Source organism: Pantoea sp. 1B4 (genome assembly GCF_016925765.1).
Taxonomy (GTDB): Bacteria; Pseudomonadota; Gammaproteobacteria; order Enterobacterales; family Enterobacteriaceae; genus Pantoea; species Pantoea agglomerans.
Window position 1 is genome coordinate 2,999,026 of the sequence record NZ_JAEUWZ010000001.1, and the last position, 23,430, is coordinate 3,022,455.

The 23,430-nt window shown below is 56.1% G+C and carries 17 protein-coding genes and 2 pseudogenes; 4 read left to right on the forward strand and 15 right to left on the reverse strand.

Annotated features, from left to right (window positions below; genetic code table 11):
* The 3 genes from JNO11_RS14405 to trmJ form a co-directional block, all read right to left on the reverse strand.
* A complete protein-coding gene (locus JNO11_RS14405; protein ID WP_031592489.1) occupies positions 1–1,161 on the reverse strand; it encodes an IscS subfamily cysteine desulfurase in 1,161 nt (386 codons plus the stop codon).
* Between the two features lie 88 nt (positions 1,162–1,249).
* Entirely contained in the window at positions 1,250–1,747 is a 498-nt protein-coding gene (gene iscR / locus JNO11_RS14410) for a Fe-S cluster assembly transcriptional regulator IscR (protein WP_010257591.1), read from the reverse strand.
* 137 nt (positions 1,748–1,884) lie between these two features.
* Positions 1,885–2,631 (reverse strand): tRNA (cytosine(32)/uridine(32)-2'-O)-methyltransferase TrmJ, encoded by a 747-nt coding sequence (gene trmJ / locus JNO11_RS14415; RefSeq protein ID WP_325177446.1) that lies wholly within the window; start codon positions 2,629–2,631, stop codon positions 1,885–1,887.
* 132 nt (positions 2,632–2,763) lie between these two features.
* Between trmJ and suhB the strand changes: the two genes are divergently transcribed.
* Positions 2,764–3,567, forward strand: a complete 804-nt coding sequence (suhB, locus tag JNO11_RS14420) for an inositol-1-monophosphatase (protein ID WP_008926709.1) — start codon at positions 2,764–2,766, stop codon at positions 3,565–3,567.
* Positions 3,568–3,631: 64 nt separating this feature from the next.
* On the opposite strand, the gene JNO11_RS14425 is transcribed toward suhB, so the two are convergent.
* From JNO11_RS14425 to JNO11_RS14435, 3 genes and pseudogenes are all read right to left on the reverse strand, one after another.
* Entirely contained in the window at positions 3,632–4,645 is a 1,014-nt protein-coding gene (locus JNO11_RS14425) for a TIGR04086 family membrane protein (RefSeq protein WP_010257601.1), read from the reverse strand.
* Between the two features lie 204 nt (positions 4,646–4,849).
* Positions 4,850–5,831, reverse strand: a pseudogene (locus JNO11_RS14430) (nickel/cobalt transporter).
* Positions 5,822–6,448 carry a DUF1007 family protein gene (locus JNO11_RS14435; RefSeq protein ID WP_010257608.1) on the reverse strand — a complete coding sequence of 209 codons (627 nt, stop codon included), beginning with the start codon at positions 6,446–6,448 and terminating at the stop codon, positions 5,822–5,824. The pseudogene JNO11_RS14430 and the gene JNO11_RS14435 overlap by 10 nt, the downstream one beginning before the upstream one ends.
* Before the next feature lie 155 nt (positions 6,449–6,603).
* Here JNO11_RS14435 and csiE point away from each other — a divergent pair, with 155 nt between their 5' ends.
* The gene (csiE, locus tag JNO11_RS14440) at positions 6,604–7,872 is read left to right on the forward strand and encodes a stationary phase inducible protein CsiE (RefSeq protein WP_010257611.1); all 1,269 of its coding nucleotides are present in this window, start codon (positions 6,604–6,606) and stop codon (positions 7,870–7,872) included.
* Here the strand turns inward: csiE and JNO11_RS14445 are convergent.
* Both JNO11_RS14445 and glyA read right to left on the reverse strand, forming a co-directional pair.
* Positions 7,854–9,003, reverse strand: a pseudogene (locus JNO11_RS14445) (3-phenylpropionate MFS transporter). The gene csiE and the pseudogene JNO11_RS14445 overlap by 19 nt on opposite strands.
* A gap of 128 nt (positions 9,004–9,131) precedes the next feature.
* On the reverse strand, positions 9,132–10,385 hold the full coding sequence (gene glyA / locus JNO11_RS14450) for a serine hydroxymethyltransferase (RefSeq protein WP_010257616.1): 1,254 nt from the start codon (positions 10,383–10,385) through the stop codon (positions 9,132–9,134).
* Between the two features lie 329 nt (positions 10,386–10,714).
* Between glyA and hmpA the strand changes: the two genes are divergently transcribed.
* Positions 10,715–11,899, forward strand: coding sequence for an NO-inducible flavohemoprotein (gene hmpA, locus JNO11_RS14455; protein ID WP_325177447.1), 1,185 nt, complete (start codon positions 10,715–10,717; stop codon positions 11,897–11,899).
* A gap of 68 nt (positions 11,900–11,967) precedes the next feature.
* Here the strand turns inward: hmpA and glnB are convergent, their stop codons facing one another.
* The 5 genes from glnB to purL all read right to left on the reverse strand — a co-directional run bounded on the left by glnB (position 11,968) and on the right by purL (position 20,391).
* Positions 11,968–12,306, reverse strand: coding sequence for a nitrogen regulatory protein P-II (glnB, locus tag JNO11_RS14460; RefSeq protein WP_003848647.1), 339 nt, complete (start codon positions 12,304–12,306; stop codon positions 11,968–11,970).
* 184 nt (positions 12,307–12,490) lie between these two features.
* On the reverse strand, positions 12,491–13,828 hold the full coding sequence (gene glrR, locus JNO11_RS14465) for a two-component system response regulator GlrR (RefSeq protein WP_170933482.1): 1,338 nt from the start codon (positions 13,826–13,828) through the stop codon (positions 12,491–12,493).
* Positions 13,825–14,493, reverse strand: a complete 669-nt coding sequence (gene qseG, locus JNO11_RS14470; RefSeq protein ID WP_325177448.1) for a two-component system QseEF-associated lipoprotein QseG — start codon at positions 14,491–14,493, stop codon at positions 13,825–13,827. The genes glrR and qseG overlap by 4 nt, the downstream gene beginning before the upstream one ends.
* A 3-nt stretch (positions 14,494–14,496) precedes the next feature.
* Complete coding sequence (locus tag JNO11_RS14475; protein WP_325177449.1) at positions 14,497–15,924, reverse strand: HAMP domain-containing sensor histidine kinase; 1,428 nt, start codon at positions 15,922–15,924, stop codon at positions 14,497–14,499.
* Positions 15,925–16,503: 579 nt separating this feature from the next.
* Entirely contained in the window at positions 16,504–20,391 is a 3,888-nt protein-coding gene (gene purL / locus JNO11_RS14480; protein ID WP_325177450.1) for a phosphoribosylformylglycinamidine synthase, read from the reverse strand.
* 267 nt (positions 20,392–20,658) lie between these two features.
* Between purL and mltF the strand changes: the two genes are divergently transcribed.
* Positions 20,659–22,125 carry a membrane-bound lytic murein transglycosylase MltF gene (gene mltF / locus JNO11_RS14485; protein WP_033758659.1) on the forward strand — a complete coding sequence of 489 codons (1,467 nt, stop codon included), beginning with the start codon at positions 20,659–20,661 and terminating at the stop codon, positions 22,123–22,125.
* On the opposite strand, the gene tadA is transcribed toward mltF, so the two are convergent.
* Positions 22,122–22,616, reverse strand: coding sequence for a tRNA adenosine(34) deaminase TadA (gene tadA, locus JNO11_RS14490; RefSeq protein ID WP_124890212.1), 495 nt, complete (start codon positions 22,614–22,616; stop codon positions 22,122–22,124). The two genes, mltF and tadA, sit on opposite strands and share 4 nt — an antisense overlap.
* A 63-nt stretch (positions 22,617–22,679) precedes the next feature.
* Positions 22,680–23,318 (reverse strand): phosphatidylglycerophosphatase C, encoded by a 639-nt coding sequence (yfhb, locus tag JNO11_RS14495; protein ID WP_010257641.1) that lies wholly within the window; start codon positions 23,316–23,318, stop codon positions 22,680–22,682.
* Positions 23,319–23,430: the final 112 nt, after the last annotated feature.

The following is a 23,430-nucleotide window of genomic DNA, read 5'->3' on the forward strand; positions in this document are numbered from 1 at the left end:
TCAGGATTTCATTAAGGCCCGCAGACGGGTCACTGATTTCTGCACCAGGGCAATGGCGTAGTCGATCTCTTCCTCGGTAGTGAAGCGTCCCAGCGAGAAGCGCAGCGAACTGTGCGCCAGCTCTTCACTCAGGCCCAGCGCCCGCAATACATAGGAAGGCTCCAGACTGGCGGAGGTGCAGGCCGAGCCGGAAGAGAGCGCCAGATCTTTCAGCGCCATGATCAGTGATTCACCCTCAACGTCAGCAAAACTGAGGTTAAGAATGTTCGGTGCGCTCTGATGCAGATCGCCATTGAGGGTGACGTCGGGCAGTGTGCTAATGCCCTGCCACAGACGATCGCGCAGAGTCTGCAGTCGCGCCATCTCGGTTTCGCGCTCTTCTGCTGCGATACGATACGCCTCGCCCATGCCGACAATCTGATGCACCGGCAATGTCCCGGATCGCATACCGCGTTCATGTCCGCCGCCGTGGATCTGCGCAGCAATCTGCACACGCGGTTTACGCCGGACATAGAGTGCGCCGATGCCTTTCGGGCCATAGAGTTTATGGGCAGAAAAGGACATCAAATCAACCGGTAACTGGCTGAGATCGATAGGCAGCTTGCCGACGCTCTGGGTCGCATCCACATGAAACAGAATCTCACGTTCGCGGCAGAGTTCGCCAAAGGCGGCGATATCCTGAATCACTCCGGTTTCATTATTAACGTGCATCAGGGTGACTAAAATCGTGTCGTCGCGCAGTGCCGCACGCAGCTGGTCAGGCGAGATAATGCCGTTAGCGGCCGGGGTGAGATAAGTGACAGCAAAGCCTTCACGTTCAAGCTGCTGGCAGCTATCAAGCACCGCTTTATGTTCTGTCTGGCTGGTGATGATATGTTTGCCGCGCGCCTGATGGGCGTGAGCTGCACCTTTAATCGCGAGGTTATCGGATTCAGTGGCGCCAGAGGTAAAGATGATTTCACGCGGATCGGCATTGACCAGTTCGGCGATCTGATTACGCGCAACATCAACCGCTTCTTCAGACTGCCAGCCAAAACGGTGCGATCGCGAGGCCGGATTACCGAACGTGCCATCCAGCGTCAGAAACTGCATCATTTTGCTGGCCACACGCGGATCGGCCGGCGTGGTGGCGGCGTAATCCAGGTAAATCGGTAATTTCATTGCGCTACAGCTCCGTATAAAAAATCATACGTCTTTATAGCAGATTCGGCCCTGACCGCGTTAGCAGTAAGGGCCGCAACAGCGGGGATTACGAGGCGCGTTGGTTGACGTTAATTTCCTGCGTGCGCGGGCTCTGGAAGCGACGATTATCAATCGCATTCTGACGATCGGCTACATCCAGGATCTCCTGATTATTCACCAGCTCAGCCAGTGTAATATTGTTCAGGAAGTCACTGATACGCACGCTCAGATCGCGCCACAGCACGTGAGTCAGGCAACGCTCGCCGCCCTGGCAGCCTTCTTTACCCTGACATTTGGTGGCATCAACAGACTCATCAACGGCGGTGATCACTTCACCGACAGAGATGGTATTAGACGCTTTACCCAACAGATAACCGCCGCCCGGACCACGTACGCTGGACACCAGCTCATTTTTACGCAATCGGGAGAATAACTGCTCCAGATAGGAGAGCGAAATGCCCTGACGCTCTGAAATATCAGCCAGCGGGACCGGACCTTCATGGGAGTGAAGGGCAACGTCCAGCATTGCAGTAACGGCATAACGTCCTTTGGATGTCAGTCTCATAGCGTACGACCTCAATAGCGTCCGGTTATCGGAGGATTAGCAACAGATGCTCTGAAGTCTGCCATTCCCGAGTAAATTGGTCAACTATTTAACCTGGTAAATTAGTCAGGTATTTAACCTGGTAATTCACTCAACTATTATCTGCTTCTTTTTTTATCGTTTTTTCGCTTTTCAAACGACGAAAGCATGCCGCGCAGGATGTTCAGTTCATCGCGTTCCGGGCGGGCGCGGGTGTAAAGGCGACGCAGTTTGCTCATCACCTGGCCAGGATTGGCTTCACGGATAAAGCCGCTATTCAGCATCATCTGTTCCATATGCTGATAGAAACGCTCCAGGTCATCCACCAGTGGATAAGGTGACTCTTCATACTGCGGCGGCGGGCTGGCCTGCTCCTGCGCCTGTAACCATGCCATGCGCACTTCATAGGCGATAATCTGTACGGCCATCGCCAGGTTCAGCGAGCTGTATTCCGGGTTTGCCTGAATCGCGACGTGATAGTGGCACTTCTGCAACTCGTCATTGGTCAGGCCGACACGTTCACGACCAAATACCAGCGCAACCGGTGCCTGCTGGCCCTCTTCCACGCTTTTCACGCCACATTCGCGCGCATCCAGCATCGGCCAGGGCAGCGAGCGGGAACGTGCGCTGGTGCCGACCACCAGACTGCATCCGGCAATGGCCTCATCCAGCGAGTCGACAATTTTGGCGTCGCCGATAACGTCGCTGGCACCGGCCGCGAGTGAGATAGCCTGTGAGTCAGGCTTGACCAGCGGATTAACCAGATAGAGGTTGGTTAAGCCCATGGTTTTCATGGCGCGCGCAACGGAGCCCATGTTACCGGTGTGAGAAGTCTCGACCAGCACGATACGAATATTTTGCAACATGATTAGGGATACTCAGAAACGGGTCAGTAAAATCAGTAGAGAGAATATTAACATAAAGCAGGACATTTACCGAACACGCTGCTATACTCCGCGCCGTTTTCCCCGTTCTTTAACATCCAGCGAGAGATACCGATGCATCCAATGCTCAACATTGCCGTGCGCGCAGCGCGCAAGGCCGGAAATTTAATTGCCAAATATTATGAAACCCCGGACGCCGTCGAAGCCAGCCAGAAAGGCAGCAACGACTTCGTAACGAATGTTGACCGCGAAGCAGAACGCCTGATTATCGAAATTATTCGTAAATCTTACCCGAAACATACCATCATCACCGAAGAAAGCGGTGAACTGGCGGGCGAAGATCAGGATGTTCAATGGGTTATCGATCCGCTGGATGGCACCTCAAACTTCATCAAACGTTTACCCCACTTTGCTGTTTCTATCGCTGTGCGCATTAAAGGCCGCACCGAAGTCGCCGTCGTTTACGATCCAATGCGCAATGAACTCTTCACCTCTTCACGCGGTCAGGGCGCTCAGCTGAATGGCTATCGTCTGCGTGGCAGCACGGCACGCGATCTGGATGGCACCGTTCTGGCGACCGGCTTCCCGTTCAAAATGAAGCAGCACGCGCCGGCTTACATGAATATCATGACCAAACTCTTTACCCAGTGTGCTGACTTCCGCCGCACCGGTTCTGCTGCGCTGGATCTGGCCTATGTGGCTGCCGGTCGCGTAGATGGCTATTTTGAGATTGGCCTGAAGCCGTGGGATTTTGCGGCGGGTGAACTGCTGGTCCGTGAAGCGGGCGGTCTGGTGACTGATTTCACTGGCAACCACGGCTATCTGCTGTCAGGTAACCTGGTCGCGGGTAACCCACGTGTGGTGAAATCGATGCTGTCGAACATGCGTGATGAACTGAGCGAAGCGTTAAAACGCTAAATTTCAGTACAGAAAAAGGCGGCTTCTCAGCCGCCTTTTTTTATTGCCTGTTACTCAGTGATGCTTAACGACGTTCGTGTGACAGCACCTGACGAGGCTGAGTACGACGACCTACCATACCCATCACGCCTGCCAGCACCGCTTCGATGATCAGCAGAATCAGGGCATACCAGCTCGCTTTCGCAGTCGCGGCAGCGGCTTTTTCACCGGCTTCACGCGCTTTCTGTTCAGCCTGCTGTTTCAGTTCCTGATACTTCTGAACGGCCTGCTGATAGCTCTGTTCAGTTTTGGCCACGATCTGATCCACTTCCTGATCGCTTTTGCCGGTGCGCGCTTTGATAATATTTTTCAGCGCATCACGATCGGCTGCCTGCAGGGTATCGGAATGACGATCCATCACCCCTTTTAACCAGTTAGCCAGATCAGTATCCGCTGTCTGTGGATGGTTTGCGGTGTTGTTAGCCTGGTTTTCAGCATTCTGCGCTTCTTTATTTGCATCCTGCTTTAAGTTCTCTGGCTGTAATTCCGGTTTCCCGGTCTGGCGTAAAGTCGTTTCCAGTTCGTTCTGCAGGTTATCTAAATTAATATTACTCTCCTGCAGTTTGTCTTTTGCCATTTGGGTAACGGATGGCGCAGCGGCGGAAATACCACTACCCAGCGCCTGGAAGCCTGAGCCCACAATATTCATCGCGCCGCCTAATACACTGGTCGCCAGCGCAATAGCCAGGTAAATAGTGAAAATTGTGCTAAGGCCAAACATCAGTAAACCGTGCAGTGCGCCTTCGCGCTGAGCCAGTCGGCCTGCAACATAACTACCTGCAGCCATCGCGACCAGCATTTCAATGGCAGTCCAGACCAGCGCGCCTGTGCCCAGGCCGTCGAGTGGATTCTGTTCTTTCATCGGATCAATGGTTGTTGCACCAATGGCGGTTCCCAGCAGCGTCAGAATAATGTGAACGATCAACGCACAAATGACACCGGCAAACACGGCGCTCCAGGAAATACGTTTTAACGGCAATCCAGCAGGCCCGGTCGCCAGCGTTTCGGTGTAGCCATTATTAATACGGGTATCAGCCATGAAATATACTCCTCGCAATAAACAGAAAGCGGTCTTGATCTTTTATCATCCCGACGGCGGAATGCCGTTTTGGTATTATCAGCGTAGACAGGGAATAGTCATTTCACCACTAAACCAGCCAGAGAAAAAAATAAAGAGATGAATTCAGAGATAATTAACGAAGAGAAGAGCGCAGCGGCAATTTTATTTCCGCTGCGCTTTTATTCAGAAAGGTCGAATTCCGCCACCCAGCGTCATCTGCGCTGACTGCCATAGCGCGATACCCGCTACGATTAAAATCAGGCTGCCGGTTAAGGCCAGCGCGGGGATCAGCAGTCGCGTCATGCCTGCGGTAACGCCAGGCTGTGCCAGCCGTTGCGCCACCGTGCGCGCCTGCTGAACCAGCAGGCCAATCGCCGAAATGGTCAGTGCCGTGCCCAGCGCCATCACCGCAGCAGAGATAACCCCCCCAGCCATAGACACCAATCACTTTGGCAAACAGCAGCATCATAATCGCGCCGGAACAGGGACGTAATCCCATCGACACCACCACCAGCAGCTGGGTTTTCACGCTGAGATTGCCGCTCATCTGCTGCGGTGTCGGAAGATGTGCGTGTCCGCATCCGCACTGATCGTCATGCTGATGGTGAGGTTTGAAAGTGCGAAATACCGGGGCCGGACGCGGACGCAATGTCCGCCACAGCGAACGCAGCGCCCGATAACCGATCATCACGCCCAGCCCGATCACCAACAGATAACTGCCCTTCTCCAGCCAGAAACTGCTGAGATGCAGCTGTCGCGATGACGTTTTCAGCAGCACCAGCATCACCGTCACCAGGGCAATCGCCACCGAACCCTGCAGCAGTGAGGCGAGCAGCGTCAGCCTGATACTGGTTTTCACTCTGGTGGGATGGGTCGCCAGAAAGGTCGCGATCACCACTTTGCCATGGCCCGGTCCCAGCGCGTGCAGTACGCCATACAGCAGGCTGAATATCACCAGCGAAATGCCTGCCTGGTGGGGCTGCTCCGCAACCTGCTGTAGCAGCGGAGTCATCTGCCGATGCAGATCTTTCTGCCACAGTACGCTCTGCATCAGAATCTGCGACCAGTAGAGCCAGACCAGCAACGCGCTGCTCAGCAGCACGCCCGCCATCAGCCACAGCGGCCAGAGGCGGGAAGCCCGTAACGGTGGGGAGATTACTGACATGTCAGTATCACCGTCTGGGCAAACTGGCGGCCTAAATCCATCTCCTCTGCAGGCGCGTCGGCTTTATCCAGCGACAGCGCATACTGCTTCAGTGAATCATTGGGCTTTGGCGTGTTCAGCGCGAACTTGCAGCGCGCCTGCAGCGCCGTCGGCAGCGTTAACGCACCAGGATTGTCATAGAACATATCGACGAAATAGGTGGGATCAAAAGTCAGGATCTCAAAGCGCTGCCCGGTCAGCTTCGGGGGTTCCGCCAGCGGCAGAATAAATTCCAGCACCGCTTTATGGCCGTTACGTGACAGGTTGTATTCGGTTGGCAGATTCAAAAACTTTACCCGCTGTTGGTTGTGCCAGATTTCAGAAAAGTAGTGCTGGCCCAGCACGTTCGCCATCACGCCTGCCGCCAGCTTCTTCCACACCACGCTGCCTGGTTTCGCCTCGCCCGCGTCGTAAAGCAGATCGGCGGAGGTAATCTCATCCATGGTCCAGGTCATCTTTAATCCGGTAAAGGTGTCATCCTGCGCCACCAGTTCGGTTTTCATATCGATGAAGCTGTGAGGATGTGCCATTACAGCCGGACTTAAGACCATCAAGAGGGCAAAGAGTGTGCGTTTCATAATGTTATAAAGTAACGTTCCCGATGAAAAGAATCTATAAGTAACAAAATTTTGTGACCCGCCTTAAACCTCCGGCAAATAAACCGCGTAAACCGCGCAGGCGCTGACGGGGTTGACTATTCTTAGCTCAAAATAGCCTGCTGGAAACCTGATTGATGAGTTCTGCTACCCCTTTGGCACCACTCTTCACCCGCTCACAGCGTCAGTGCCATCTTTTATTGCTGCTGTTTCTGCCGACACCCGTGCTTACGCTTGAAAAAGTCTGCCAGCTGAATGGCGTCGATCCTGCTGTTGCCCGACAGGATATCGCGGATGTGGGCCTTGAGATACAGCGATATCACCAGCTGGAATTGCATCAGATGGTGGATGGCAGCTTTCGTCTTCATGGCACAGAGTTGGATCGGCGCCTCTGTCTGCTGCACAACCTGCGACGCAGTTTGCGTTTATCGCAGGATTTCGTCTGCGACCATTTTGCAGCTCCCCTGCGTCAGCGCCTGAAGGTGATGAAGATTGAGAAGGCGCTGTGGGATGAGACCAATTTACAGGCGCTGATCCAGCACTGTAGCCTGCGTCTGAAGCGCGATTTCAGCGAACGCGACCGGCTTTTTCTGCAGATTTTCATGAAGTATGGATTGTGCCAGCGCCAGCCGGTGCTGTTCAGTGAGGCGCAGTGTCACTGGCTGCAGCAGAAGGCTGAGCGGCAGGCCGCCGAGGATGTGATTCACCACTGGCGCAAACGCTGCCACCTTGCGCCGCCCGTCAGTGAAACCGACTTCTGGACACTGCTGTTCAGCCAGATACATACGCCTGTCGTGGATACGATTGCCCATCCTGCTGAGCAGCAGTTAATGGCTGCGACGCAGCAGTTGATTAATGACTTTGAACGGTGTGCCGACATTACTTTTGCTGATCGCGACGAGCTGCTTAACCAGCTCTATCCTCATCTGGCACAGGCGCTGGATCGCACCCACTTCACTATCGGCATCGACAACAGCGTGGCGCTGGATGTTAGCCGCCTCTATCCCCGCCTGTTGCGCACCACTCAGCAGGCGCTGCAGGCGTTTGAGCAGCAATACGGGATTGCGTTCAGCCCGGAAGAGGTGAGCTTAATTACCGTTATTTTTGGTGCCTGGCTGATGCAGGAGAATGCGTTGCAGGAGAAGCAGGTGCTGATTCTGACGGGTGACGATACCGATCTGGAGCAGGATGTGGAGCAGCAGATCCGGGAGATCACGCTGCTGCCGATCAATATTACCTATCAGGACGTGAAACAGTTTCAGCGGGATGGCGCACCGCGGGATGTGGACATCATCATTTCGCCCTACCCCACCTCGCTGCCACTCTTCTCTCCGCCGCTGGTGCATGCGGAACTGCCGCTGACGTTACACCATCAGCAGCGGATTCGTTATTTACTGGAGTCGTAGCCGGGACGCAGAAACAGCGCGGGCAGCGCCACCAGTGCCATCACCCAGAACAGATGCCCCTGCAGATGAGCGAACAGCACGCCGCAGATCATGGTCATTATCGCAATGCCACCCCCCATCGCCAGCGCGGAATAGAGCGATTGCAGACGGATCACTTCCGCTCCCTGACGCGCCGCAATAAAGCGCATCGCCGCCAGATGACAGACGGTGAAACTGCCACAGTGAAGAATTTGCGCCACAATCAGCAGCGGCAGCGCGGTAGTGGCCCCCCATCAGACCCCAGCGGATTAACGCACAAATGCCCGAAAGCAGCAGCAGATCGCGCGCGCTCCAGCGGCGGAACAACCGGTTGCTCAGAGCAAACACGACGATCTCGGCCACCACGCCCAGCGACCAGAGATAACCCACCGTTGAGGCGGAATAGCCACTTTCCTGCCACCAGATAGCACTGAAGCCGTAATAGGCGGCGTGCGCACCCTGCAGCAGCGTTACGCAGAGCATAAATCGCCATACCGCATTCTCACGCAGCAATTCACGCCACACCTGCCAGCCGCCGCCCGCCGCGCCCTGCCGTTCATTACCCTGAGGCTGGGTGGCGGGTGTCAGCATCATACCTGCCAGCATAGAGATGACGCCGACGGAAAGCAGCAGCAGAATGGCGTTTGAAGAGTAAGCACTGACCAGCACGCCGGTTAACGCTGAGCTGATCACAAAGGCCAGCGATCCCCACAGCCTGACCGGCCCATACGCCAGCCCTATCTGCTGTGTCCAGGTGGCGGCCAGCGCATCGCTAAGCGGGACCAGCGGCGAGAAAAAGAGGTTAAAGCCGATCATGACCGTCAGCAGCCACATCCACTGCTCACCCACCCAGAAACCGGCAGCGAACAGGCAGGTCATCAGCGCCAGCAGACGCAGCGCCGTAATCAACCGTGAAGGATTTTTGACCTGAGAAGCGATAAGCAGACTGCCGACAAAGCGTGCCACCATGCCACAGCCGAGCAGCAGGCCAATCTTTTCAGCATCAAGACCGGTGCCTTTCAGCCACACGCCCCAGAATGGCAGATAGATGCCGTAACAGAAGAAGTAAGTGAAGTAGCCCAATCCGAGCCATCTGGCGGAGCCGATTGCCATATTCCCTCCAGCAAGAGTGCTGCCTGGCAGCATGAGTGGGCGCTACTCTGGCAGAGCGCCGCAGGACAGGCAATAAAAAAGGATGGCTGATGCCATCCTTTGTATGCTGTCTCACAACAGGTTAACGATTAAGCGTAGACCGGCAGACGGCTGCAGATTTCCAGTACTTTCTTTTTGGTGCGCTCAATGGTCGCTTCGTCATTGACGTTATCCAGCACATCCGCGATCCAGCCAGCCAGCTCACGCACGTCCGCTTCGTTGAAGCCACGACGGGTAACAGCTGGTGTACCGATACGGATACCGGAAGTGACAAACGGGCTTTTCGGATCGTTAGGCACGCTGTTTTTGTTAACCGTGATGTTGGCACGGCCCAATGCCGCATCCGCTTCTTTACCGGTCAGGTTTTTGCTCACCAGATCGATCAGGAACAGATGGTTATACGTTCCGCCAGAAACGATGTCATAGCCACGCTCAATCAGCACCTCAACCATCGCTTTGGCATTTTTTGCCACCTGCTGCTGGTAGGTTTTGAACTCCGGCTCCATCGCCTCTTTGAACGCAACCGCTTTACCAGCGATAACGTGCATCAGAGGACCGCCCTGACCGCCAGGGAAGACAGCAGAGTTAAGTTTCTTATAGAAATCTTCGTCGCCGTTTTTCGCCAGAATGATACCACCGCGCGGACCCGCCAGCGTTTTGTGAGTGGTAGAGGTCACGATGTGCGCATGCGGGATCGGACTCGGGTAAACGTCTGCAGCAATCAGGCCGGCAACGTGTGCCATGTCCACAAACAGCCATGCACCTACGCTATCCGCGATTTCGCGCATTTTCGCCCAGTCGCAAACGCCGGAGTAAGCTGAGAATCCGCCAACGATCATTTTTGGCTTGTGGGTTTTCGCCAGTTCAGCCAGTTCGTCGTAGTCAATTTTACCGGTCTCATCGATACCGTAAGCCACGACGTTATAGAGTTTGCCCGACAGGTTAACCGGTGAGCCGTGAGTCAGGTGCCCACCGTGCGCCAGGTTCATCCCCAGAATAGTATCGCCCGGCTGCAGCAGCGCGGTGTAAACCGCAAAGTTAGCCTGTGAACCTGAGTGTGGCTGCACGTTAGCGTAATCGGCACCAAACAGTTCTTTTGCGCGATCGATCGCCAGTTGCTCAACGATATCAACGTACTCACAGCCGCCGTAGTAGCGTTTGCCCGGATAGCCTTCAGCGTATTTATTGGTGAGCTGAGAACCTTGTGCCTGCATAACACGCGGGCTGGTGTAGTTTTCAGAAGCAATCAGTTCAATGTGCTCTTCCTGACGCACTGTCTCCTGCTCCATCGCCTGCCACAACTCGGCATCGTAATCGGCAATGTTCATATCACGCTTTAACATCCGGATCTCCTGACTCAGCTAACTTTCTGACGGTATTTACCCCCCCTTCAGGGGCGAAGGCCCACAGTGTAAACCGTTTTAACAGGTGAAGGTAGGGTGAACCTCCTCTTTTTACGCAAACGATTGGCTGGCTACTGGCAGGGCTTTTTTTACACCTTTTCACCCTGTTCAGACGCCACAATTTTTCTTCAGGATGTGACGGCGGTTTCTCAGGATGCACCAAAAAGTTGCCACTTTGACAACCGGGAAATTTATCGGGTTATTTACACCACAGGCGAGACGGCTATAAGATGCATTTAAAATACATCTTTAAATGAGAGGCCGTTTTTATGCTTGATGCACACACTATCGCCACGGTTAAATCGACCCTGCCTGCCATCGCCGCCTGTGGTCCTGCGCTTACCGCACACTTCTATGACCGCATGCTGTCGCACCATCCGGAACTCAAAAATGTTTTCAATATGAACAACCAGCGCAATGGCGATCAGCGTGAAGCGCTGTTCAACGCCATTTGCGCCTATGGCGCGAATCTGGAGAACCTGGCCGTGCTGCTGCCTGCGGTGGAAAAGATTGCGCAGAAACATACCAGCCTGAATATTCAGCCTGCGCAATATGCCATCGTCGGTGAAAATCTGCTGGCAACCATTAAAGAGCTGCTGAATCCGGGTGAAGAGGCGCTGGCAGCCTGGGGCCGGGCCTATGGCGTACTGGCAGATGTGTTCATTAATCGCGAAGAGGAGATTTATCAGGCGACGGAGCAGCAAACCGGTGGCTGGCGCGGCACTCGTGCGTTTCGCATCAGTGCTATTGAGCAGCAGAGCGAGGTGATTAAAAGCTTTACCTTCAGTCCGGTAGATGACGGCCCGGTGGCGGCCTTTAAACCGGGTCAGTATCTGACGGTGCATCTGCAGCCCGTCAGTTTCGAACATCACCAGATTCGTCAGTACTCGCTTACTCACCTTAGTAATGGCAAAGATTATCGGATTGCGGTGAAACGTGAAGCGCAGGGCACCGTCTCCGGCTGGCTGCATCAGAATGGCAAAGTGGGTGATGAGCTGATGCTGGCCGCACCGCATGGCGACTTCTTCCTTGAGGTCGATGCTTCAACTCCGGTGGCGCTGATTTCCGCGGGCGTGGGTCAGACGCCGATGCTGGCCATGCTGCATGCACTGGCGGCCCGCCAGCATCGCGCGCCGGTCAGCTGGCTGCACGCAGCAGAGAACGGCAAACAGCATGCATTTGGCCCGGAAGTGATGGCTACGGGCGCGCAGCTCACCGATTTCGTCAGTCAGGTCTGGTATCGCGATCCCGCCGCTGAAGATGCCGGTCGCTATGACGCGCAGGGTCTGATGGATATCACCGCGATCTCCGCACGTCTCGCCTCACCCGACACCCACTTCTACCTCTGCGGTCCGCTGCCCTTTATGCAGCATGTGGTGGCGCAACTGCGTGATGCCAGCGTGGCAGATACACGCATTCATTACGAACTTTTTGGACCGCACAAAGGGATGTAATTGAGCAATAAAAAAAAGCCCGCAGCGCGGGCTTCTTTTATGCTGATAAAGAGCTGATAAAGATATAATCAGATCGCCTCTTCATCCTCTTCGCCAGTACGGATGCGCACCACGCGCGCCACGTCGAAGACAAAGATTTTACCGTCACCGATTTTGCCGGTCTGCGCAGTACGCATAATGGTCTCGACGCAGGTATCAACGATATCGTCGCCCACCACCATCTCGATTTTCACTTTAGGCAAAAAGTCGACCATATACTCTGCGCCGCGGTAAAGCTCGGTGTGCCCTTTCTGGCGGCCAAAACCTTTTACTTCACTCACGGTCATCCCGGTGATGCCGACTTCCGCTAAGGCTTCACGGACATCATCGAGTTTGAATGGTTTGATAATCGCATCAATCTTTTTCATGTCAGACCCTTTTTCACTCCCTCCATGGTCAGAGGGTTTATCAAGTATAAATGTTGCTGGCGCTGTCGGGCGGTAATATCCGGGATTCTTCAGGTTGCCGCAAGCGCTGCCAGATTATGATGACCGCACCCATTCTGATTCGGGCCTGAGCAGGCAACCTGCCGGTATCACTCCGCAGCCTCCGCTACTCTTTGAAATCACTGGCATCCAGCTCATGACGAGACAGCAGCTTATAGAACTCCGTGCGGTTGCGTCCAGCCAGACGTGCGGCATTGGTCACATTGCCTTTGGTCATCTGCAACAGCTTACGCAGATAGTTCAGCTCAAACTGATTGCGCGCCTCAGCAAAGGTCGGCAAAGCGCTGTTCTCACCGCTTAACGCCTGCTCCACCAGCGCATCGCTGATGACCGGCGATGAACTCAGCGCCACACACTGCTCAATCACGTTAACCAGCTGACGCACATTGCCCGGCCAGCTGGCCGCCATCAACCGCTTCATCGCATCAACGGAAAAACTGCGGATCTGCGGTTTATGCCGTTCCGCCGCCTGACGCAACAGATGATTAGCCAGCAGCGGAATATCTTCAGTGCGCTGATGCAGCGCCGGAATCTTCAGGTTCACCACATTAAGACGATAGAAGAGATCCTCGCGAAACTCCTTTTTCTCCATCGCCTTCGGCAGATCGCGATGCGTGGCTGAAATAATGCGCACGTCAATCTCAATATCATGATCGCTGCCCAGCGGCCTGACCTTACGCTCCTGCAACACCCGCAGCAACTTAACCTGTAGCGGTTGCGGCATATCGCCAATCTCATCCAGGAACAGCGTGCCGCCACCTGCGGTTTTAAACAGACCGTCACGGGCACTGACTGCGCCGGTAAAGGCCCCTTTGGCATGCCCGAACAGCTCTGACTCCAGTAACTGCTCCGGCAGTGCGCCGCAGTTAATGGCGACAAAGGGCTTGCCGTTTCGCGGGCTGGCGGCGTGAATCGCCTGTGCCAGCATCTCTTTACCGGTACCGCTCTGCCCGTTAATCAGCACGCTGACGTCCGACTGCGCCACCATATGCGCCTGCTCCAGCAGCCGTAACATCAGCGGGCTGCGGGTGACGATCGCTTCCCGCCAGCGGTCATCGCTGACTGGCGCCTGCTGAGCCAGTGCTTCATCGATCGCTTTGTAAAGCGCATCTTTATCCACCGGTTTAGTCAGAAAGCTGAAGACGCCCTGCTGCGTGGCAGAAACTGCGTCCGGGATTGAGCCGTGCGCCGTCAGGATAATCACTGGCAGACCGGTGTGGCGTTTCTGGATCTCGCCAAACAGCGCCAGACCATCCATCTCATCCATCCGCAGATCGCTGATCACCAGCTCGATTTTTTCTTTCTGCAGCAGACGCAACGCTTCGGGGCCGCTGGCCGCGGTGGTGACCTGATAACCTTCGCTGCGAAGACGCATGCCCAGCAGCTTCAGCAGGCTGGGATCGTCATCCACCAGCAGCAATTTTGCCGCTTGTCTGACCATTATTGCTCCTCATCCTGCGGCAGCGCAGTGCCATGGCCGCTGTCAGAAACATCCGGGGCTTTCCGTGATGAAAGCTGGCGCTCAATGTCAGTAAGCCGCTCCAGCTTATGCTGCGTGTCGCTGAGCTGCTGCTGCTGTTTAACCATCTGCTGGCGTATCGCCTCCAGCTGGGTATCGCTGCTCTGTTGCAGATGAACATAACGGGTGCGCGCTTCACTCAGGTCGAGCTGCGCGGCCTGATTACTGCGCCACAACTGGAGCAGCGGACGCACAGACTGCGGGAAATCGCCGCTGTAGCGATCCAGGGTTTCAACATAACGACGACGCTCCACTGGCGTCACGTTGCCGTTCGACATCAGCACGCCCTGCTTGAAGGCGCGCGACCAGCTCTCAACCGGCCAGCGGTGAGCTTCGGCTCGGGCCTCGGCGGGGGAAAGGCGTTCAGCACAATCGATCGCCCGCATCCAGTAGAGGGAATTACTCAGTGCCGCACTATTCTCTATCGTCCACAGGTCACTGCAGCGGGTCGCCAGGTAATCAGCCACGCTGACCTCGGGTTCCGCTACCTGATGGCCTGACGGCAGGGATGAGGTGGCCGGGGAGGTCGTACATCCGCTGAGCAGCAGCGTGGTCAGTGTGCTCAACAGCAAAGCGGGTAAATATTTCATCAGTCAGACATTCCCGGCTGTGGTGTTCAGTTCAATTCGAAAACAGACGTCAGCCTGCTCGCAGGAGACCAGCGTCAGGTCGCCATGCATCCGGCGCAGGCAATCTTTGGCAATACTCAATCCCAGCCCGCTGCCTTTTACCGGCCCTTTGCGCTGCTGGCTACCCTGGAAAAAAGGTTCGAAAATCATTGCCTGCTCTTCCGGCGGGATCGGCGTACCGCTGTTCGCGACATCAATCCAGACCCGATCGCCCTGCTGCTGACTGCGCAGCCAGATGGTACCGGATTCGCTGCCGTAGTTCACGGCGTTCGAATAGAGATTATCGATGACCCGCATCAGTAACATCGGTTCGGCAAGGCAGTGACTGACCTCCAGATCGACAACCGTCTGCATGAGTTTGGCGCGCGCCGAGAGTGCATGTGCATTCACCACCCCCTCCACAATTTCCGCCACGCTGACCGGTTCCAGCTGGATCGGGCCATCTGCCAGTTTACGGTTGTAATCAAGCAGCTGTTCAATCAGCCGCTGCAGATGACGGCTGCTGCCGTCGAGGATAGTGACCACCTCTTTTTGATCGGCGTTCAGCGACCCGGCTACCTCGTCCGCCAGCAGTTCGGTGCCTTCACGCAGGCTGGCCAGCGGCGTTTTCAGTTCGTGAGAAAGATGGCGCAGGAATTCATGGCGCTGCGATTCCAGCCACTGAAGCCGTTCGCTGAGCCAGACGATGCGCTGTCCCAGCGAGCGTAACTCGCGCGGGCCGCGAAATGTCACGCTGTTACCCAGTTGCCGGCCTTCGCCAAGCCGGTTGATCATCCGCTCAATGCGCTTGACCGGCCCGATAATCATGCCGGTAAACAGCGTCATCAACGCCAGACTGATGATAAACAGAATCAGCGCCTGCCAGCCAAAAAACTGGCCGCGATCGGCAATTTCGCGCTGCAGCTGAAGGCCGCGCGAAAACACCACTTCGCGCGTGTCCTGCACCATCTGCGCATTGGTGGCAGAAAAACGATCCAGCGCCTCTGCGGCAGGCGTAACCGGATTGCCGTTATCGCACTTTAATGGTGTCAGCAGCGGCAACGTCGCCTGTAAAGTCTGGAATGCGGGCAGTTCGGGCAGGCTGGCGCTGTGCGAACTCAGCATCTGGCTGTAGCGGGTGTGCTGGGTCTGATAAAGGCGCGCCAGCGAGGCATCATCCAGCACGCAGTACTGGCGATAGCTGCGCTCCAGCTCCACCGCCGTTCGCGCCATCGCCTCACTTCTGCGAACGTCGGTGAAGGTATTGCGGTTGGTATCCGCTGCCTGTTCGCTTAACGCAGAGAGACTTTCCCACGCCTGCCAGGCCAGCACCAGCAACGGCAGCAGCACCAGTACAAATGCCATCAGCACCAGCTGACGCAGAGAACGGGGAAATAAACGCCATTTTTTCACGCAGCCGCTTCCTTAAGATTTGCTGTCTGGATGCTAACGGACTCTGTCAGCGGAAGAAAGGTGTCGCGGAAGAAAGGGGAACAAAAGAAAACGGCAGGCTCGATGGCCTGCCGCTGGCACGACGCGTGATGCATCGCGTAAAAATGGGTGGAGCCTTACTCAACGTTACGTCCTGTGTTTGATAACGCAAGCGATTATCGGTCAGTTGGACGGCAGGCTCCGTTTGGTGCGTCATTCGGGCTTTATGAGCTCTTCTCCGCTAAGCGGGGCAATCATAAACAGGTGAATGAGCAGCTGCATGAGTATAGCAAGTTCCATGCCAGAAAATAAATCATTATATTTTTCAGCAGATTGAATAAGCTTACCGGACAACTGTTGCGCAAAATCTGATTACAGTAAGGGAAAACTGTCTCCGCTGAGCGACATGAAATCGCGCCGGAGAGGCGCCCATTAAAAATCAATGAGATAGATGTCGCCAAAAAGAGACAGTACGACATGCTCATTGTCGCCATTTGCCAACAGAGTCACAAAAAAAGAGCAGGAGGCACACTGGCCTCCTGCTCTTTTCAGCGGATTACATTAACCCAGCTGTTTACGCGCATTGCGGAAAATACGCATCCACGGGCTGTCTTCGCCCCACTCTGCCGGATGCCAGGAGTTGCTGACGGTGCGGAACACCCGCTCCGGATGCGGCATCATGATAGTGACGCGACCACTTTCGTTGGTCACGGCAGTGATGCCGTTTGGTGAGCCATTCGGGTTAGCCGGATAGGTTTCTGTCACCTTGCCGAAGTTATCGACAAAGCGCAGTGCCACCAGCCCTTTCGACTCCAGCGCCGCCAGATGCGAAGCATCACGCACTTCAACAAAGCCTTCACCGTGCGAAACGGCGATAGGCATATGCGAACCGGCCATGCCGTCCAGCAACAGCGATGGACTGGCGGCCACTTCTACCAGACTGAAACGCGCTTCAAAGCGCTCAGACTGGTTACGCACAAAGCGCGGCCAGAGATCGCTGCCTGGGATCAGTTCACGCAGATTAGACATCATCTGGCAGCCGTTGCAGACGCCCAGCGCCAGGGTTTGCGGACGGTGGAAGAAGGTTTCGAACTCGTCACGCACGCGCGGATTAAACAGAATCGATTTCGCCCAGCCCTCACCGGCACCCAGCACATCGCCGTAGGAGAAGCCGCCACAGGCGACCAGCGCCTGGAACTCTTCCAGACCGCGACGTCCGGCCAGCAGATCGCTCATATGAACGTCAATGGCGGTGAAACCTGCCCGATCAAAGGCGGCGGCCATCTCTACATGGGAGTTCACGCCCTGCTCACGCAGCACCGCGACCCTTGGACGTGCGCCAGTGGCGATCATCGGGGCAGCAACATCTTCCTGCGGATTAAAGGTCAGATTAACGTTCAGGCCAGGATCGCTGTCGTTTTTCTTCGCTTCATGTTCCTGATCGGCACACGCCGGGTTGTCGCGCAGACGCTGCATCTGCCAGGTGGTTTCCGCCCACCAGGTACGCAACGTGTTGCGGCTTTCACTGTAGACCGCACTGTCACCAGAACGGATCACAAAGCGATCGCCCGGCTGCGCGCTGCCCAGCAGATGCGTCGAGTCGGCAAGGCCGTGATCCGCCAGGATCTGCTCAACCACGGCGCGATTGGCGGCGTTGATCTGAATCACCGCGCCCAGCTCCTCGGTAAACAGGGCAGCCAGCGCATCGTTACCCAGCGAGGCGATGTCAACGTCGATGCCGCAGTGACCAGCAAACGCCATCTCGGCCAGCGTCACCAGCAGACCACCGTCGGAGCGATCGTGATAAGCCAGCAGTTTCTGCTCAGCCACCAGCGCCTGGATGGCATTGAAGAAGCCCGCCAGCTGAGCGGCATCGCGCACGTCGGCAGGTTTGTCGCCAAGCTGACGATAAACCTGTGACAGCGCCGTTGCGCCCAGCGTATTCGCGCCGTTGCCCAGATCGATCAGCAGCAGCAGGTTATCCCGATCGGCCTGCAGTTGTGGCGTGACGGTGCGACGGACATCTTCGACGCGGGCAAAAGCGGTAATCACCAGCGACAGCGGTGAGGTCATTTCGCGCTGTTCGCTGCCTTCCTGCCAGCGTGTTTTCATCGACATCGAATCTTTACCGACCGGGATGGTGATCCCCAGCGCCGGGCAAAGCTCTTCGCCGACCGCTTTCACCGCCGCATATAAACCGGCATCTTCACCCGGATGACCGGCTGCGGACATCCAGTTTGCGGAAAGCTTCACACGCTTCAGCGAACCAATATGGGTAGCCGCCAGGTTGGTCAGTGCTTCACCGACGGCCAGACGACCCGAGGCCGCGAAGTCCAGCAGCGCAACCGGTGAACGTTCGCCCAGGGCAAACGCTTCGCCGTGATAGCTGTCGAGGCTGGCGGTAGTCACTGCACAGTTGGCAACCGGGATCTGCCACGGTCCCACCATCTGGTCGCGCGCAACCATGCCGGTCACGCTGCGGTCACCGATGGTGATCAGGAAGGTTTTTTCCGCCACGGCAGGCAGATGCAGCACGCGGTTTACCGCATCGACCAGCGTAATGCCGTCACGCTGCAGGGCAGTGCCCTGCGTCTGCTGCGTCACCACATCCCGCGTCATCTTCGGCGTTTTGCCCAGCAGGACATCAAGTGGCATATCGATCGGCTTATTACCGAAATGACTATCTTCCAGGCTCAGGTGCAGCTCTTCGGTGGCTTCACCAATGACCGCGAACGGTGCGCGTTCACGCTGGCAAATTGCCTCAAACTGCGCCAGCTGATCGGGTGCCACTGCCATCACATAACGTTCCTGTGATTCGTTACACCAGACCTCCAGCGGACTCATGCCTGGCTCATCACTCAGGATGTCACGCAGGTTAAACCGGCCGCCACGACCACCATCGCTGACCAGCTCCGGCATCGCATTGGAGAGACCGCCAGCGCCCACGTCGTGGATAAACAGAATCGGGTTCTCATCGCCCAGCTGCCAGCAGCGGTCGATCACTTCCTGACAACGGCGCTCCATCTCCGGGTTATCACGCTGTACCGAGGCAAAGTCGAGGTCGGCATCAGACTGACCCGAGGCCATCGATGACGCCGCGCCGCCGCCCAGGCCGATGTTCATTGCCGGACCGCCCAGCACCACCAGCTTTGCGCCTACGGTGATTTCACCTTTCTGCACGTGATCGGCACGGATATTCCCGATGCCGCCCGCCAGCATAATCGGCTTATGGTAGCCACGGAGCTCAGTGCCGTTGTGGCTGGTGACCTGCTCTTCATAAGTACGGAAGTAACCATTCAGAGCCGGACGACCAAATTCATTGTTAAATGCAGCACCGCCCAGCGGGCCATCGGTCATGATTTCCAGCGCGCTGACGATGCGGGCCGGTTTGCCGAAGTCCTCTTCCCACGGCTGTTCAAAGCCAGGGATACGCAGGTTCGATACGGAGAAACCGACGAGGCCCGCTTTTGGCTTTGAACCCCTTCCGGTTGCGCCTTCATCACGGATCTCACCACCGGAACCGGTCGCAGCACCAGGCCACGGCGAGATGGCCGTTGGGTGGTTATGGGTTTCCACCTTCATCAGGATGTGTGCGGCTTCCTGATGCCAGCGGTATTCGCTCTCTCCGGCGTCAGCAAAGAAGCGGCCAACCTCTGAGCCTTCCATCACAGCGGCGTTATCTTTGTAAGCAGAGAGCACGTAGTCCGGCGTCTGCTCCATGGTGTTTTTGATCATCTTAAACAGCGACTTTGGCTGTTTCTCGCCGTCGATAATCCAGTCGGCGTTGAAGATCTTGTGACGACAGTGCTCAGAGTTCGCCTGCGCAAACATGTAGAGTTCAATGTCGTTGGGATTGCGGCCCAGTGCGGTAAACGCCGCCACCAGATAGTCGATTTCATCGTCAGCCAGCGCCAGACCCAGTGAGATATTCGCCTGAACCAGCGCCTGACGGCCCTCACCCAGCAGATCGACACTTTTCACCGGCTGTGGCGTGTGATGCGCGAACAGCTGTTCAGCCTGCGCCAGATCGCCGAAGACCGTTTCCATCATCCGATCGTGCAGCAGTGTGCCCAGCGTTTGCCACTGCGCTTCCGTCAGTTGTGGGGCCTGTACATAAAAGGCCAGGCCGCGCTCCAGGCGACGGACCTGCGGCAGGCCGCAGTTGTGGGCAATGTCCGTGGCTTTGGATGACCAGGGCGAAATGGTGCCGGGACGAGGCGTCACCAGCAACAGACGCCCCTGTGGGGCATGTTCAGCGAGAGAGGGACCATATTTCAGCAGGCGCTGCAGACGGCTCTGTTCGTCAGCGCTTAAGGGCGTGCTGACATCAGCAAAATGGATGTACTCAGCGTAAATATCACTCACCGGCAGATGAGCGTCCTGAAAGCGGGTCAGCAGTTTGTTTACACGAAATGCCGACAGGGCGGGCGAACCACGCAGAATTTCCATTAATAAATCTCTCGTCAGGGCGCCGGGCGACGCTTCATTGGGCGCAACAGGGAAAACGGGGCGTATTATAGAGAAAGCGACCTCGCGACGAAACCGTTTGCGCACAATTTTTGGCGACCCGGATTTGCCTGAATTTTGCGCAAAAGCTGCTATAAAAGTTGCTCAGCGTGATTTTGTTGCGCAAAATGCCCCTCGCTCTGGGAGTTCAAAGAAGACAAATACTGCCTTTAAAAGACAGAGGCCTTAGAGCCAGCGAGAGATAACTATTTGAAACGCCTAAAATTTAATTATCTGTTTATCGGTCTGGTTGCCGTGCTGTTAGCGTTAGCGCTATGGCCATCCATTCCCTGGTATGGGGGTGGGCAGGACCAGATTTCACAGATTAAATCACGGGGAGTACTGCGCGTCAGTACCATCAATTCCCCGTTGACTTACTACACAGTGAACCAATCTCCGGCCGGTATGGATTATGAGCTGGCAAAACGCTTCGCCGATTATCTGGGCGTCAAACTCAAGGTGACAGTACGTCCCAACCTGAGCGATCTGTTTGACGATTTAGATGATGGCAAAGCCGATTTGCTGGCCGCGGGTCTGAACTACAACAGCGAACGCCTGACCCGCTATCAGACCGGGCCAGGCTACTACAACGTTTCGCAGCAGCTGGTCTATCGCGTGGATAAGCCACGCCCTAAAAACCTCGGTGACTTAAAGGGGCGGCTGACTGTTGCGTCAGGATCGGCGTATCTGTCAACGCTGAAGAGCGCGCGGTCAAATCAGTACCCCGATCTGGACTGGGCGATCTCCACCGATCAAAGTCCTAAAGCCCTGCTGGAAGCGGTGGCAGACGGCAAGCTCGACTATACGATTGGCGACTCCGTGACCATCGCTCTGCTGCAGCGCATCTATCCGCAGCTGGCGGTGGCGTTTGACGTCACTGATGAAGAGCCGGTCACCTGGTATGTGCGGCACAGCGATGACGACAGCCTGAATGCCGCGATGCTCGACTTCTTTAACGGTATGGGTGAAGAAGGGGCGATGGCGCGGCTGGAGGAGAAATATCTCGGCCACGTCGGCACCTTTGATTATGTCGATACCCGCACTTTCCTGCGCGCCATCGACAACACGCTGCCTGACATCAAACCGCTGTTTGAGAAGTACGCCACCAGCATTGACTGGCGACTACTGGCGGCAATCTCCTATCAGGAGTCGCACTGGAACCCGCAGGCCACCTCCCCTACCGGCGTGCGCGGCATGATGATGTTGACCCGTAACACCGCTGAGAGCCTGGATGTGGGCGACCGGACCGATCCCGAACAGAGCATTCGCGGCGGCAGTCAGTATTTGCAGGATATGATGGCGAAGGTGCCGCAGACCATCCCGGAAGATGAGCGCATCTGGTTTGCGCTGGCGGCCTATAACATGGGCTATGCCCATATGCTGGATGTCCGTAAACTCACTGCCCGCCAGGGAGGTAATCCGGATAGCTGGGCGGATGTGAAGCTGCGTCTGCCCATGCTGAGTCAAAAGCGTTACTACACCCAGACGGCTTATGGCTATGCCCGTGGTCATGAAGCCTATAACTATGTGGAGAACATCCGCAAATATCAGTTAAGCCTGGTGGGTTATCTGCAGGAGCAGGAAAAACGCCTGGCGCAGCAGGCTGAAGCACAACAAGCACAGGCCGAACTGGCCAAAGGCTATCCGGCGGTCGAACCAAAGATCGCCATGAATTAATAATCCTGGCGTTGCGCCTGCCGCAGCGCTTTTTTCTGCTCGCGACGCATACGGAAGAAGTCGCTCAGCATAGCGGCACACTCTTCAGCCAGCACGCCGCTCTGTAATTCAACCTGATGATTCATGCCGGGGTGCCCCAGCACATCGAGCAGCGATCCTGCCGCTCCACTTTTGATATCGTGCGCCCCGAAGACCAGCCGGCTGATGCGGCTGTGAACCATGGCGCCGGCGCACATCACGCACGGCTCCAGCGTCACGTAGAGCGTGGTGTCCAGCAGACGATAATTTTCCAGTACTTTACCGCCCTGCCGCAACGCCATAATCTCCGCATGCGCCGTCGGATCGTGCTGGCCGATGGGCCGGTTCCAGCCTTCACCGATCACCCGATCATTCTGAACCAGCACCGCACCCACCGGCACTTCGCCCTGCTCCCAGGCCCGGCGCGCCAGGTCAAGCGCATGGCGCATCCAGTATTCATCTTGTTGTTTCATGCTGACCACTCCGGGCGACAGAAAAGCGGCGCATTATAGCGGTCTCACCGATCCTTTAGAAACTTATTCCAGCTGTTGCAGCTCACCTGCGGGTGTTACGCGCCAGCGATGCTGACAGAAAAACAGCAGCGGGTTGTCCTGTTTGCTGTCGCTATAGCCACTGTAGAGCTGTAGCGGCGTGCCGATTTTCTCTTCCAGCTGTGCCACTTTCTCATGACCGAGGCAGCGCATTGCCAGTACCCGCCCGCCCCAGCCGCGCTGCATCTGACTGGCAATCAGCTTCACGCGTGGCAGAAACGCGGAGTCGTAATAGACCTGCTCCACCAGAGACTGTGGCGATCCGGTGATGAGCCAGACGTCAGCATCATCACTGCCGAGGTAATCGGTCAGGCGCTGCTGAACCACCGGAAAGGCTTTAACGCGCAGGCGGAACCACTGCGCAAATTCGGCTTCGAGTTGCAGCAGCGTCCGCTCAGAACGACCAAAAGTAATAGACCAGAGCAGCAGGCTCATGGGCCAGCGTGCCGCCCGGCCTTTAAACAGCAAGCCGATACCCACTACCGGCAATAACGGCACCACCAGCAGCAGATTAAGCGGGCGGCGACGCAGCAGATAGCGCATAAAAGTGCCGAACATGTCCTGCTGGTGCAAAGTGCCATCCAGGTCAAAAAATACGACGCGACGTTGTGTTCCCCTGGTCAAACAACTCTCCTTCAGGCTGATTCTGGAATGATAAAGAGTAGTGTAGCCATCATCAGGCGCTACGGCGATGACTGTCATTTTTAATTCAGATGACTACAATCCCTGATGAATA

Excerpts from the sequence above, each read along its gene's own strand:
- JNO11_RS14405 (WP_031592489.1), bottom strand. The coding sequence starts at position 1,161 with ATGAAATTACCGATTTACCTGGATTACGCCGCCACCACGCCGGCCGAT.
- iscR (WP_010257591.1), bottom strand. The coding sequence starts at position 1,747 with ATGAGACTGACATCCAAAGGACGTTATGCCGTTACTGCAATGCTGGAC.
- trmJ (WP_325177446.1), bottom strand. The coding sequence starts at position 2,631 with ATGTTGCAAAATATTCGTATCGTGCTGGTCGAGACTTCTCACACCGGT.
- suhB (WP_008926709.1), top strand. The coding sequence starts at position 2,764 with ATGCATCCAATGCTCAACATTGCCGTGCGCGCAGCGCGCAAGGCCGGA.
- JNO11_RS14425 (WP_010257601.1), bottom strand. The coding sequence starts at position 4,645 with ATGGCTGATACCCGTATTAATAATGGCTACACCGAAACGCTGGCGACC.
- JNO11_RS14435 (WP_010257608.1), bottom strand. The coding sequence starts at position 6,448 with ATGAAACGCACACTCTTTGCCCTCTTGATGGTCTTAAGTCCGGCTGTA.
- csiE (WP_010257611.1), top strand. The coding sequence starts at position 6,604 with ATGAGTTCTGCTACCCCTTTGGCACCACTCTTCACCCGCTCACAGCGT.
- glyA (WP_010257616.1), bottom strand. The coding sequence starts at position 10,385 with ATGTTAAAGCGTGATATGAACATTGCCGATTACGATGCCGAGTTGTGG.
- hmpA (WP_325177447.1), top strand. The coding sequence starts at position 10,715 with ATGCTTGATGCACACACTATCGCCACGGTTAAATCGACCCTGCCTGCC.
- glnB (WP_003848647.1), bottom strand. The coding sequence starts at position 12,306 with ATGAAAAAGATTGATGCGATTATCAAACCATTCAAACTCGATGATGTC.
- qseG (WP_325177448.1), bottom strand. The coding sequence starts at position 14,493 with ATGAAATATTTACCCGCTTTGCTGTTGAGCACACTGACCACGCTGCTG.
- purL (WP_325177450.1), bottom strand. The coding sequence starts at position 20,391 with ATGGAAATTCTGCGTGGTTCGCCCGCCCTGTCGGCATTTCGTGTAAAC.
- tadA (WP_124890212.1), bottom strand. The coding sequence starts at position 22,616 with ATGAAACAACAAGATGAATACTGGATGCGCCATGCGCTTGACCTGGCG.